The sequence below is a fragment of the Solwaraspora sp. WMMA2056 genome, from assembly GCF_030345095.1.
Lineage (GTDB): Bacteria > Actinomycetota > Actinomycetes > Mycobacteriales > Micromonosporaceae > Micromonospora_E.
Genome location: NZ_CP128360.1, coordinates 4,415,112 through 4,427,619 on the forward strand (window position 1 = coordinate 4,415,112; position 12,508 = coordinate 4,427,619).

General features: G+C 72.1%; 11 protein-coding genes. 8 read left to right on the forward strand and 3 right to left on the reverse strand.

What is annotated here, in order from left to right:
• Window positions 1–2 precede the first annotated feature (2 nt).
• From pucL to alc, 6 genes are read left to right on the forward strand one after another with little or no spacing between them, the layout of a single operon-like run.
• Complete coding sequence (pucL, locus tag O7608_RS19960; protein WP_289206050.1) at window positions 3–863, forward strand: factor-independent urate hydroxylase; 861 nt, start codon at window positions 3–5, stop codon at window positions 861–863.
• A complete protein-coding gene (locus tag O7608_RS19965) occupies window positions 863–2,257 on the forward strand; it encodes an 8-oxoguanine deaminase (protein WP_289206051.1) in 1,395 nt (464 codons plus the stop codon). Before pucL ends, O7608_RS19965 begins: the two co-directional genes overlap by 1 nt.
• 5 nt (window positions 2,258–2,262) lie before the next feature.
• On the forward strand, window positions 2,263–3,858 hold the full coding sequence (gene aceB, locus O7608_RS19970) for a malate synthase A (protein ID WP_289206052.1): 1,596 nt from the start codon (window positions 2,263–2,265) through the stop codon (window positions 3,856–3,858).
• Window positions 3,858–5,066 (forward strand): DUF6986 family protein, encoded by a 1,209-nt coding sequence (locus O7608_RS19975; protein WP_289206053.1) that lies wholly within the window; start codon window positions 3,858–3,860, stop codon window positions 5,064–5,066. The genes aceB and O7608_RS19975 overlap by 1 nt, the downstream gene beginning before the upstream one ends.
• The gene (allB, locus tag O7608_RS19980; RefSeq protein ID WP_289206054.1) at window positions 5,063–6,385 is read left to right on the forward strand and encodes an allantoinase AllB; all 1,323 of its coding nucleotides are present in this window, start codon (window positions 5,063–5,065) and stop codon (window positions 6,383–6,385) included. The genes O7608_RS19975 and allB overlap by 4 nt, the downstream gene beginning before the upstream one ends.
• A complete protein-coding gene (gene alc / locus O7608_RS19985) occupies window positions 6,375–7,448 on the forward strand; it encodes an allantoicase (protein ID WP_289206055.1) in 1,074 nt (357 codons plus the stop codon). The genes allB and alc overlap by 11 nt, the downstream gene beginning before the upstream one ends.
• A gap of 84 nt (window positions 7,449–7,532) precedes the next feature.
• Here the strand turns inward: alc and O7608_RS19990 are convergent, their stop codons facing one another.
• The 3 genes from O7608_RS19990 to O7608_RS20000 form a co-directional block, all read right to left on the reverse strand.
• Window positions 7,533–8,126 (reverse strand): hypothetical protein, encoded by a 594-nt coding sequence (locus tag O7608_RS19990; RefSeq protein ID WP_289210954.1) that lies wholly within the window; start codon window positions 8,124–8,126, stop codon window positions 7,533–7,535.
• A gap of 525 nt (window positions 8,127–8,651) precedes the next feature.
• Complete coding sequence (locus O7608_RS19995; protein ID WP_289206056.1) at window positions 8,652–9,743, reverse strand: glycosyltransferase family 2 protein; 1,092 nt, start codon at window positions 9,741–9,743, stop codon at window positions 8,652–8,654.
• Window positions 9,718–11,469, reverse strand: a complete 1,752-nt coding sequence (locus O7608_RS20000) for a putative glycosyltransferase family protein (RefSeq protein WP_289206057.1) — start codon at window positions 11,467–11,469, stop codon at window positions 9,718–9,720. Before O7608_RS20000 ends, O7608_RS19995 begins: the two co-directional genes overlap by 26 nt.
• Before the next feature lie 255 nt (window positions 11,470–11,724).
• On the opposite strand from O7608_RS20000, the gene O7608_RS20005 reads away from it, so the two are divergent.
• Both O7608_RS20005 and O7608_RS20010 read left to right on the forward strand, forming a co-directional pair.
• Window positions 11,725–12,066: a hypothetical protein gene (locus tag O7608_RS20005; RefSeq protein WP_289206058.1), complete on the forward strand. Its 342-nt coding sequence runs from the start codon at window positions 11,725–11,727 to the stop codon at window positions 12,064–12,066.
• 25 nt (window positions 12,067–12,091) lie between these two features.
• Complete coding sequence (locus tag O7608_RS20010; protein WP_289206059.1) at window positions 12,092–12,499, forward strand: hypothetical protein; 408 nt, start codon at window positions 12,092–12,094, stop codon at window positions 12,497–12,499.
• Window positions 12,500–12,508: the final 9 nt, after the last annotated feature.

A 12,508-nucleotide genomic window follows, 5' to 3' on the forward strand; every position in this document is an offset into this window, starting at 1 on the left:
TGATGGGGATCGTCCTGGGTCCGAACCGCTACGGCAAGGCGGAAACCCGGGTGGTCCGGGTCGACCGCGACGCCGACCGGCACACCCTGACCGACCTCACCGTCTCCGTGGCGCTCGCCGGCGACCTCGCCGCCACCCACCTCACCGGCGACAACCGTCAGGTGCTGCCGACCGACACCCAGAAGAACACCGTGTACGCGTTCGCCCGCCAGCACGGCATCGCCAGCGCCGAGGAGTTCGGCCTGCTGCTGGCCCGGCACTTCGTGGACAGCCAGGCCAGCATCGACCGGGCCCGGGTCGACATCGCCCAGCACGACTGGCACCGGCTCGGACCGCACTCGTTCGCCCGCGACGGTGGACACACCCGTACCGTCACGGTGCGTTACGACGGCCAACGGGCCGAGGTGACCGCCGGGCTGACCGGTCTGGTCCTGCTCAACTCCACCGACTCGGAGTTCCGCGGCTACGTCGTCGACCCGTACACCACGCTGCCCGAGACCGACGACCGGATCCTGGCCACCGCGGTGGACGCCCAGTGGCGCTACGCCGGGACAGAGGCGGCCGGCGGCTTCGACGCCGCCCACGCCGACGTCCGGCGGGCCCTGATCGACGCGTTTGTCGGCACCTACAGCCGGTCGCTGCAGCAGACCTTGTACGCGATGGGGGAGCGGGTGCTCACCGACTGCCCGGACGTGGTGCAGGTGCGCCTGGCCCTGCCGAACAAGCACCACCTGCCGGTCGACCTCGACCCGTTCGGGCTGGACAACCCCGGCACCGTGTTCGTCGCGACCGACCGCCCGTACGGCCTGATCGAGGGCACCGTGGCCCGCGACGACGCCCCGCCGGCGCTGGGTGACTGGTGATGCTCGCCATCACCGGCGCGGCGATCGCCACCGTCGACGCCGCCGGCACCGAACACCGCACCGGGCATCTCGTCGTCGGCGACGACGGCCGGATCGCCGCCGTCGGCCCCGGCGACCTGCCCGACGACCTGCTGGCCCGGCTCACCGGCGGCGACCCCGGCCGGGTACGGCGCATCGACGGCACCGGCTGCCTGGCCACCCCAGGTCTGGTCAACACCCACCACCACCTCTACCAGTGGGCCACCCGGGGCCTGGCCCAGTCCGACGACCTGTTCGGCTGGCTCACCACCCTCTACCCGATCTGGTCACGCATCGACACCGACACGGTGCACGACGCCGCCGCCGCGAACCTCGGCTGGCTGGCGTTGTCCGGCTGCACCACCAGCACCGACCACCACTACGTGTTCCCCCGCGACGGCGGGGACCTGTTCGCCGCCGAGATCGCCGCCGCCGCCCGGATCGGCCTGCGGTTCCACCCGTGCCGGGGCTCCATGGACCTCGGCCGCTCCGCGGGCGGCCTGCCGCCGGACTCCGTCGTCGAGGACACCGACGCCGCGTTGGCCGCCACCGAGGCCGCCATCGACCGGTGGCACGACCCGTCGCCGGAGTCGATGCTGCGGGTCGCCGTCGCCCCCTGCTCGCCGTTCTCGGTCACCCCGCGCCTGATGCGCGAGTCAGCCGAGCTGGCCCGCCGCCGGGGTGTGCGGCTGCACACCCACCTCGCCGAGACCGTCGAGGAGGAGCAGTACTGCCAGGCCACCCACGGCTGCACGCCGGTGCAGTACGCCGACGACCTCGGCTGGCTCGGCGACGACGTGTGGCTGGCGCACGGGGTCCACCTCGACGACGCCGCCGTGGCCCGCCTCGGCGCCACCGGCACCGGCGTGGCGCACTGCCCCAGCTCCAACGCCCGCCTCGGGGCCGGCACCGCCCGGGTCACCGACCTGCTCGCCGCCGGCGTCCCCGTCGGGCTCGGCGTCGACGGTGCCGCCAGTCAGGAGGCCGGCCACCTCGGCGAGGAACTGCGCCAGGCCCTGTACGCGGCCCGGCTGCGCGGCGGCCCGGCCGCGATGACCGCCCGCGACGCCCTCGCCCTGGGAACCATCGGCGGGGCCCGCTGCCTCGGCCGGGACGCCGACATCGGATCCCTGCAGGTCGGCAAACTCGCCGACGTGGCGCTGTGGCGCCTCGACGGGCTCGGCCACGCCGGCATCGACGACCCGGTCGCGGCCCTGGTGCTCGGCCCACCCGCCCCGGTGCAACTGCTGCTGGTCGGCGGCCGCCCGGTCGTCGAGGGCGCCGAACTGCGGACCGCCGACACCGCCGACCTGGCCGCCCGGGCCGCGCACGCCCATCGCGTACTGACCACCTCGGCCCGCCCTGAACAGGAGTGACGCCCATGTCCCGCACCCAGGCCGCGCAGTCGGCCGCACCGTCGGGTGACGTCGCGGACGTCCTCACCGACGACGCCGTCGCCTTCCTCACCGACCTGCACCGGCGGTTCGCCGGCCGCCGCGCCGACCTGCTCGCGGCCCGCCGCCGCCGACGCGCCGAGATCGCCCGCACCGGCCGGCTGGACCTGCGGCCGGACACCGCCGCCGTGCGCGCCGGGGACTGGACCGTACCGCCGCCACCAGCGGACCTGACCGACCGGCGGGTCGAGATCACCGGACCCACCGACCGGAAGATGACGATCAACGCGTTGAACTCCGGTGCCCGCGTCTGGCTGGCCGACCTGGAGGACGCCAACACCCCACACTGGGCCAACGTGATCGGCGGGCAGCGCAACCTGGCCGACGCCGTGCGGCGCACCATCACCCTGCGGACCGGGGCGAAGACCTACCGGCTCGGCCCCGGCCCGTACCCGACGATCGTGGTCCGGCCCCGGGGCTGGCACCTCGACGAACGCCACCTCGACATCGACGGCGGCCCCGCCGTCGGCGCCCTCGTCGACGCCGGCCTGTACCTGTTCCACAACGCCGCCGAACTGCTGCGCCGCGACAGCGGACCGTACCTCTACCTGCCGAAACTGGAAAGCCACGAGGAAGCGGCCCTCTGGCACGACGTGTTCGCCCACACCGAGGCCACCCTCGGTCTGCCGACCGGCTGCATCCGGGCCACCGTCCTGATCGAGACGATTACCGCGGCGTTCGAGATGGACGAGATCCTCTGGGCACTCGGCCCGTACGCCACCGGCCTCAACGCCGGCCGCTGGGACTACCTGTTCAGCATCATCAAGAACTTCCGCGACGCCGGGGAGAAGTTCGTGCTCCCCGACCGGTCGGCGGTGACGATGACCGCACCGTTCATGCGGGCCTACACCGAACTGCTCGTCGCCACCTGCCACCGGCGGGGGGCGATGGCGATCGGCGGCATGTCAGCGTTCATCCCGAACCGGCGCGACACCGAGGCGACCGCCCGCGCCGTCGACCAGGTCCGGGCCGACAAGCTCCGCGAGGCCGGCGACGGTTTCGACGGCTCCTGGGTGGCCCACCCCGACCTGGTGCCGGTCTGCCGGGAAGTCTTCGACGAGGTCCTCGGGGACCGGCCCCACCAGCTCGACCGGCAACGGCCCGACGTCACCGTCACCGCCGACCAGCTGCTCGACGTCGCCGCCACCGGCGGGGCCGTCACCGCTGCCGGGCTGCGCGGCAACGTCGCGGTCGCGCTGCGCTACCTGGAGGCATGGCTGCGTGGCAACGGCGCCGTCGCGATCAACAACCTGATGGAGGACGCCGCCACCGCCGAGATCTCCCGCTCGCAGATCTGGCAGTGGATCCACAACGGGGTACGGCTGCCCGACGGCACCCCGGTCACCGCCGACCTGGTGCGCGCCGTCGGCGAAACCGAACTCGCCGCGATCCGCGCCGAGACGACCAGCGAGGACTGGACGGCCCGCCGGTTCCCGGACGCCTGGGCCCTGTTCGTCGAGGTCGCCCTCGCCGACGACTTCGTCGACTTCCTCACCCTGCCGGCGTACCGGCTGATCGACTGATGCCCCGGCTCACCGCGGCGGACTACGCCGCCATCGACGACCGCCTCGCCGAGGTCGACGCCGCCCTGCGGCAGCGCTACCCCGGCCAGACGCCGCAACGCCAGCCGGTGCACACCGTCTACGTCCCCGCCGACCGGGTCACCGCAGACCTGGTGCCGACCTGGGGCGCGGCGGCACTGGCCACGTTGGACGCGCACCCGCCGGCGCCGTACCCGGCCGAGCTGGACCACCGGGTACGGGCCAAGCTCGCCCGCGAACCGGTGGAGGACCTGCGCATCGACGTCGAGGACGGCTACGGCGGCCGCGACGACGCAACCGAGGACGCCGACCTGCGGGCCGCAGCCCACGCACTCACCACGGCACGGGCCACCGGCACGGCACCACCGTGGGTCGGCGTACGGATCAAATCGCTGGAAGCGGCGACCCGCCGCCGCGCGGTCCGCAGCCTCGACCTGTTCCTCGACGCCTGCGGCGGGCCGCCCGCCGGATTCGTGGTCACCCTGCCGAAGGTGAGCCACCCCGGCCAGGTCGCCGCCATGGTCGGGGTGTGCGAGCGGTTGGAGCAGGTGTACGGGCTGGCCCGCGACACGCTGCGGTTCGAGATCCAGATCGAGACGCCAGCGGCCGTGCTCGGCGCCGACGGCCGCGCCACCGTCGCCACGCTGATCGGCGAGTCGGCCGGCCGCTGCACCGGACTGCACTTCGGCACCTACGACTACGGAACCGGATGCGGGGTCGCCGCCGATTACCTGAGTATGGACCACCCCAGCTCCGACCATGCCAAGGCCGTCATGCAGGTCGCCGCCGCCGGCACCGGCGTACGGCTCAGCGACGGCTCCACCAACATCCTGCCGGTCGGCGACACCACCGCCGTGCACGCCGCCTGGCGGCAGCATGCCAACCTGGTGCGTCGCTCCCTCGAACGCGGCTTCTACCAGGGCTGGGATCTGCATCCCGGGCAGTTGCCGACCCGGTTCGCCGCCACCTACGCCTTCTACCGCGACGGGCGGGCGTCGACCGTGGCCCGGCTCGGCGCCTACCTGGACCGCCGGGCCGGCGGCATCCTCGACGAGCCGGCCACGGCCCGGGCGCTGGCCGGGTTCCTGCTGCGCGGACTCGACTGCGGCGCCGTCGACACCGCCGAGGTCGGGTTCGCCCGTACCGACCTGGTCGCGGTGGCGCAACCGGCCCAGGGAGCCGCCGCATGACCGTCGACCTGGTGCTGCGGTCCCGCCGCACGGTGCTGCCCGACGGTGAACGGCCGGCGGCCGTCGCGGTCGGCGGCGGTCGGATCGTCGCCGTCACCGACTACCGGGAACAGGTGCCGGCGACCGTCGACACCGACCTCGGCGACGTCGCCCTGCTGCCCGGACTCGTCGACAGCCACGTGCACGTCAACGAACCTGGCCGTACCGAATGGGAAGGGTTCGCCACCGCCACCCTCGCCGCCGCCGGCGGCGGTGTCACCACCATCGTCGACATGCCGCTGAACAGCCTGCCGCCGACCGTCGACACCGCCGCGTTGGTGGTCAAGCAGCAGGCCGCCGCCGGTCAGTGCCACGTCGACGTCGGGTTCTGGGGCGGGGCCGTGCCCGGCAACGCGCCCGCGCTGCCCGACCTGTACGCCGCCGGGGTCTTCGGGTTCAAGGCGTTCCTGGCCGACTCGGGGGTGCCGGAGTTCCCACCACTGGACCCTGGGCAGCTCGCCGCCGCGTTCGCCGCCGTACCCGCGTTGTTCGTCATCCACGCCGAGCAACCCGACCAGCTGCACACCGCCGTCCCCTCCACCCGCTACCGGGACTTCCTCGCCAGCCGACCACCCGCCGCCGAGGTCGACGCCGTGACCGCCGCCATCGACGTCGCCCGGCGCGGCGGCGCCCGGATCCACATCCTGCACCTGTCCGCCGCCGGCGCGCTGCCGGTGCTCGCCGCCGCCCGCCGGGCTGGTCTGCCGGTCAGCGCCGAAACCTGCCCGCACTACCTGACCCTGTCGGCGGAGGAGATCCCGGACGGCGCCACCGAGTTCAAGTGCTGCCCGCCGATTCGCGACCGCGCCAACCAGGACGCCCTGTGGGCGGCGCTCGCCGACGGCACCATCTCCTGCGTCGTCTCCGACCATTCGCCCTGCCTGCCGGCGCTGAAGACCCCCGACACCGGTGACTTCTCCACGGCCTGGGGCGGGATCGCCTCCGTGCAGATGGGCCTGCCGGCGGTCTGGACCGAGGCGCGCCGGCGCGGATTCGGCCTCGGCGACGTGGTCCGCTGGATGGCCGAAGGTCCGGCGGACCTCGTCGGCCTGGCCGACAAGGGGCGGATCGTGGTCGGTGCCCAGGCCGACCTGGTCGCCTTCGACCCGACGCCGAGCTATCACGTCGACCCGGGCCGGCTGCGCCAGCGGCACCCGGTCTCCCCGTACAACGGACGACGCCTGACCGGCATCGTCCGCGCCACCTGGCTGCGCGGCGCGCCGGTCAACCCGGACGCGCCGCGCGGCCGCCTGATCACGAGAGGGACGGATGACCGGTAGCCGCGTATCCTCCACCCTGCCCGACCTGCCGGGCGACTTCGACCTGACCTGGTTGCCCGACCTGGCCTCCCGCGCGTTGGGCGGGGGCGTGGTGAGCGCCAACGATGAGTTCTTCGCCGCCGCCGACAATCTGGTCGATCCGCGTCCGCCGGTCTTCGCTGCCAGCACCTTCGGTGCCAAGGGCCAGGTGTACGACGGCTGGGAGACCCGACGTCGCCGCCAGCCCGGATCCGACCATGCCATCGTCCGGCTCGGTGCACCCGGCATCGCCCGGGCCATCGTCATCGACACCGCCTTCTTCACTGGCAACTACCCGCCGTACGCGACGGTCGACGGCTGCTGCCTCGCCGGTCATCCGGGGCCAGCGGAGCTTGCTGCGGCGCAGTGGACCCCGCTGGTGGCGCGGACCGCGTTGGCTGGCAACGACCGGGTGGTGATCCCGGTGGACGTACCGCAGCGGCTGACCCATGTCCGGTTGACGATCCATCCCGACGGCGGGGTCGCCCGGCTGCGGGTGCACGGCGAGCCGGTGCCCGACCCGCACCTGCTGACCGAGGTACTGGACCTCGTCGCAGTGGAGAACGGTGGCCGGGTCGAGGCCTGCAGCGACCGGTTCTACGGCTCGCCGCAGCAGCTGTTGCTGCCCGGACCGGCCCGCACGATGGGGGAGGGCTGGGAGACCGCGCGCCGTCGAGACGACGGCAACGACTGGGTGCAGGTACGGCTGGGTGCGCCCGGCGTCGTCGAGTTCGTCGAACTGGACACCAGCCACTTCAAGGGCAACGCGCCGGCGGCGGCCCGGCTGCGGGGCCGCGACGCCTCAGCCGCCGTCGCCGACGCGCCCGGTGCCGGCCCGGACACGCCGGATCGCTGGTACGACCTGCTGCCGGTCACCCCGCTGCAGCCGGACACCCGGCACCGGTTCCGGTTGCCCACACCCCGTGCCGCGACCCACGTGCGGCTGGACATCTTTCCCGACGGCGGGATGGCCCGGCTACGACTGTTCGGGCGGCTGACCGAGGCCGGCACCGCATACCTGGCGGATCGACACGCCACTCGGTAGACCTGACCGTCCCCGAACACGTGCGAGGGCCGGACCCCGGGTACGGGGTCCGGCCCTTGCACGGTGTCTGCGTCTACGTCGAGGTCAGCTGTTCCAGTGCTGGGCGACGAGTTCGGCGGCCTGGGTCTCCCACTGGGCGTAGTGGTCCGGGTACGCCGACACCTGCACGGTCTGCGCGGCCTCGGTCAGCGGCATGTCCTGCCAGCCGTCGACCTGCTTCAGCCCGTTGAGGAACGCGGTGGTCGAGTACTCGACGTCGGTGATCTGCTCCACCGTGCCCCAACCCGACGACGGCCGCTGCTGGAACAGGCCCTGCGAGTCGTGGTCGTTACGGTCACCCAGGTGGCCCAGGTTCTCCAACTTCGACTCCTGCAGCGCGGTCGCGATCGCGACCACGGCGGCCCGCTCGTCCATGCCGGCCTTCTTCGTGGCGGCGATGATGCCCTTGACGTTGTCGGTCTGCTCGCCCGACAGGGTGATGCGGGACTGTTCGCCCTGCACACCGTGCGGGATCAGCTTGGCGGTGTCGACACTGCCGCTGTCGCTCGCGGCTGCTGCGGCGGGTGCGGCCAGGGCGGTGGGGGCGTGGTCGGCGGCCAGGGCGGGGCCGGCGATCGCGCCGCCGGCCAGGGTGAGACCGGCGATGCCCAGGGCGGTGGTGCGCAGGCTGGTGGCCAGGGTGCGGGTGATGATCGTGGTCATAGGGGGGTCCACCTTCCGTTTTCCGAGGGGGCACACCCGCCACCCGGGCCCCGGGAAGCGTGCCGGGGCGGGCGGTCGTGTGGGGTGTGCGGTAAACGGTCGTCCGGGTGGTACGGGGACGCGGCGGCGGCTTCTCGCCCGCTCGGGGCTGGCCTTCCGTGCGTCGCGACCATGTACAACCACGCGGGCCGGCCGGTCATTCCCCGCAGTGGCCTCGCGGTCCGCCACGTCACCGACCGTGACGGCACTACACAGGGATACCGGTCTGGACGATATACCTCAGAGGAATGATTATTCCTCACAGGAATACTGCTCTACCGCAGTACCGGTCCGCCAGAGCGCCCCACGCGGGCGCAACGGGCAAGCCAGCCTGTCGGGGCCGGTCCGCCGGGACGCCAGGCGGGCCTGCCGAGAGCGGGCGGGCCGGGTGTGCGACCCGAGGCGGCAGGCACGCTGATTACTCAGCGTTGCTGACCATGCACAACGATCCGGCCAGGCGGATCATTCCACCCGGGCGGTCATCTCGGCGGGGGCCTCGGAGGGGACTTTGGCGGGAGCCTCCGCCGGGTCGGCCGCCGGACGACGCGGGGCCGGGTAGACCGCCGGCCCGGCGGACGCCGCCCCGACGTCGGAGTTCGACTCCATCACCAGGTAGTGCGGCCGGCGCTTCGTCTCGTAGTAGATCCGGCCGATGTACTCGCCGATCACACCGAGGATCATCATCTGGATGCCGCCGAGGCCGATGACGCTCACGATGATCGTGGTGTAGCCGGGGGCGTCGATCCCCCGGATCAACGCGGCGGCGACCACCCAGGCCGCGTACGCCACAGCGATCACGGTCAGCCCCATACCGGCGTAGATCGCCGAACGCAGCGGCCGGTTGTTGAACGACAGCAGCCCGTCGAACGCGTAGTTGAGCAGCGAACGCAGACTCCACCGGCTGCCGCCGCCGCCGGCGCGGGCCTCGTTCGGGTAGGCGAAGACGACCGTGTTGAAACCGATCCACGAGTACAGGCCCTTGGAGAAGCGGTTGTACTCGGGCATCGTGCGCAGCGCCTGCACGGCCCGCCGGGACAGCAGCCGGAAGTCGCCGGCCCCGTCCAGCAGTTGCACGTCCACCCAACGGTTCATCAGACGGTAGAACGCCCGGGACGCTACGGTCCGGACGAACCGGTCACCACGGCGATCCCGGCAGGCGATCACCTGGTCGTAGCCTTGCCGGTACAACGCCACCATGTCGGGCAGTAGGCGCGGCGGGTGCTGCAGGTCGGCGTCCATCACGATGACGGCGTCGCCGTCGGCCCGGTCCAGCCCGGCGAGCATCGCCGACTCCTTGCCGAAGTTGCGGCTGAGCGCGAGATATCGGACCGAAGGGTCCCCCGTGGCGAGCTCGCGCAGTCGTGCCAGGGTCGCGTCGGTGCTGCCGTCGTCGACGTAGACGTACTCGACGTCGATGTCGGGCAGCGCGGCCAGCGCGGCCGACACGGCCGTGTGCAGCGGTACGAGGGAGGCTTCCTCGTTGAAGCAGGGCACCACGACGGACAGCCGCAACGGTCTGTCGTCGGGGTCAGTCGAGTCGGTAGACGAGGACACCGTCGACCTCCTCCCGGGTGATGCCCAACCCGTCGACCGGCCGTTGGGCGACCCCGTCCCACGGCGTACCGGGCAGCCGGTCCGGCATCACCAGGACGGTGCGTACACCCAGTTGACGCAGGTAGGCGACGCTCGCCGGGTCCGGGAAGAAAGCGGTGACCGCCCGGGTCTGCTCCTGGCTGGCCGGCACGAAACCGGCCAGTCCGTTGGCTACCCGGGGGAAGTCTCCCTCGGTGGTCCAGAGCATCACGTTCAACTCGAACGCCCCGGCGTCGCTCGGCAACACCAGGACCGGCTCGGTGATCTGTTGCCAGGCGGCCGGCGGTCGCGGGACGACCGGGTGGGCGACCCGGTTGACGCCTTCGAGCAGCACCAGCGCCAGCGGTATCAGCAGTACCGCGCGTACCGCCTGTCGTCGGGTGTCCGGCCACTCGCGGGTGAACCGGCGCAGCGCGGCGGCCGCCGCCGTCAGGGTGCCGGCGGCCAGCACCGCCAGCAGCAGGCTGGTCCAGAGCATCATCCGCCCGGGGGTGCGCAGCGCGTCCCAGCCGGGCAGGTGCTTGGACAACGTCAGATAACCGGGGTCGCCGTCGCCACCGAGGGTCGAGCCGAGAGCGAGCAGGGTGGTGGCGAGAACGCCGGCTCCGAGCGCCACCCGGTGCCGGATCCGGAACGAGGAGACCACCAGGCCGGCGGCGGCCAGCGCGATCAGGGTGACACCGGGCAGCAGCGCCATCTCCGGGGGCCAGACCAGTTCGGCGCGGGTCGCCGCGTGCCGGTCGCCCCACAACCAGGACTCGCCAGGCGCGGTGACCAGGCCGATCCACGGCGGCGAGAACAACTCGGTCCATTCCAGCCCGCGTTCCGCCTGCGGGTTGAGCTCGACGACCCGGAAGTACGCCATGGCGATGCCCAGGGTGACCGCCCCGAATAGCACTCCGCCGGCCAGGTCGGCCAGGAGCAGCCGCCGACCGAACACGGGTCGTTGCCGTTTTCGCCACCAGGACCAGGCATAACCGACGGCGGCGACGATCCCTGCGGCGAGCAGGAAGTAGACCAGCGGAAGGCCGATGCCGAAGCCGAGGCTGATCTGCCAGGCGGCGACCAACCAGCCGGCGAAGGCCCAGCCGGGCCGGCGACGCTCCGGCCGGTACCCGTGCCGCAGCGACCAGCCGTGGCCGCGGGCCAGCATCGCCAGGCTCAGCGCGATTCCACCGGCCGACAGGATGTTCAGATGCCCGGAGTGGGCGAGTCGCCACGGGGCGAAGGCCCAGGCGACGCCGGCCACCGCGCCGCCGATGCGGCCTGCGCCGAGTTGGCGGACCAGGGCGTACACGCCGACGAAGGCGAGCGCGTGCAGCAGGACGTACAGAACGTTGTAGCGGACCAGGGCCGCTTCGAAACCGGAACCGATCATCCCGGCGGGCGCGTAGCCGAGCAGCGTGTCGCTGTACGCGTAGGTGTACCGCTCCGGGAAGAAGGTGTTCGAGTGCCACAGTTGTGCCGGGTCGGTCGTCAGCACGTGCCCGCCCCAGGCGATCTGCCACGCCTGCAGGGTCGGGTCGGCGATGTCACCCGGGATGGTGCTGGCAGGGTGACGCAGGGTGGGCCAGGTCAGCACCACCGCGACGAAGAGGCCGCCGAGTACGGCCAGGGTCCATTCGTGCCGCAGGAACCGCCACAGGAGCGGGCGGGTGGCGGGCGGGCGGTCTTGAACGGTCTCCACGAGAATCGATGATCTCAAATCAGTGTGTGAGGTGTCGAACCCGACCCGGCACTGGTGGGTCGGATCGGCCCGCCGATCATCGTCGCTGCCCGGTGACCTGCGCAAGTCTCGGCGACCTCGATGCAGGTCTAGGGAATCCGCTATTGCCGCCGTGGTCTGATGCGACGACGCTGGCGTGCGGCGGTGCTGTGTCGCCGGGTCGATTCGTCGGGTCGGTCCCGACGAAGATCGGGTGCGGACGGGAAGGTGCGAACGGTGAACGGCAACTTCAACAAGGAAGACGCTGGGTTCGTCGCAGCGATCGCTGCGTTGGACGACCACGTCAGCAGCATGATCACCGCAGGGCAGACCGCGTACCGGATCCAGGGTGAGATCCGCGCGACGTACCAGGCGGGCTCCAGTTCGGTGTTCCAGGCCAAGATCGACGAGTGGATCAGTGCGTACAACAACGTGATGATCAAGTTCCAGGATCTCGGCGAGAAGACCACCTTCGTCGGCCAGATCATCGACTCCGGTGAGGACAACGCGGGCGTGACTGGTGCCAGCTGGGACACCAACGACGGCATCTACGACATCCTCGCTCCGGTCGGCCGCTGACCCGACGTCGAAGCGGAGGTGACCGGTGGCGGAGGAGACATTCACCGTTACGGACAGCTATCTTAACAGTACGGTCCGTCGGCGGTTCGAGGCGTTCCTTGCCGAGGCGAAGAACGATCCGGACGTCAAGCGGCTGCTCGCCTACACCGGTCAGCCGCCGGCGCCGGCCGACGACGCCCCCTTCAGCGTCCTGCTCGCCGGCAACGAGAACGTGCTGACCGAGGTCGGTCAGGTGGAGACGGCCTTCGCCACGCTGGCCGACGGGGCCAAGGGCAACGTGGCCGCGCTGTTCGACCTCATCGAGCAGCTGCGTGACGACTTCCTGGAGGCCAAGGAAACGCTCGACATCGGCAGCAACGACGCACTTACCGCATCTCAGATGCTCGACCTGGTGCGCGACGTGTGGCAGCCCGTCCCGAACCTGCGTCCGTAGTCGTCGGCT

Coding starts and splice junctions, on each gene's coding strand:
- O7608_RS19975 (WP_289206053.1), top strand. CDS start 3,858: ATGCCCCGGCTCACCGCGGCGGACTACGCCGCCATCGACGACCGCCTC.
- alc (WP_289206055.1), top strand. CDS start 6,375: ATGACCGGTAGCCGCGTATCCTCCACCCTGCCCGACCTGCCGGGCGAC.
- allB (WP_289206054.1), top strand. CDS start 5,063: ATGACCGTCGACCTGGTGCTGCGGTCCCGCCGCACGGTGCTGCCCGAC.
- pucL (WP_289206050.1), top strand. CDS start 3: ATGGGGATCGTCCTGGGTCCGAACCGCTACGGCAAGGCGGAAACCCGG.
- aceB (WP_289206052.1), top strand. CDS start 2,263: ATGTCCCGCACCCAGGCCGCGCAGTCGGCCGCACCGTCGGGTGACGTC.
- O7608_RS19965 (WP_289206051.1), top strand. CDS start 863: ATGCTCGCCATCACCGGCGCGGCGATCGCCACCGTCGACGCCGCCGGC.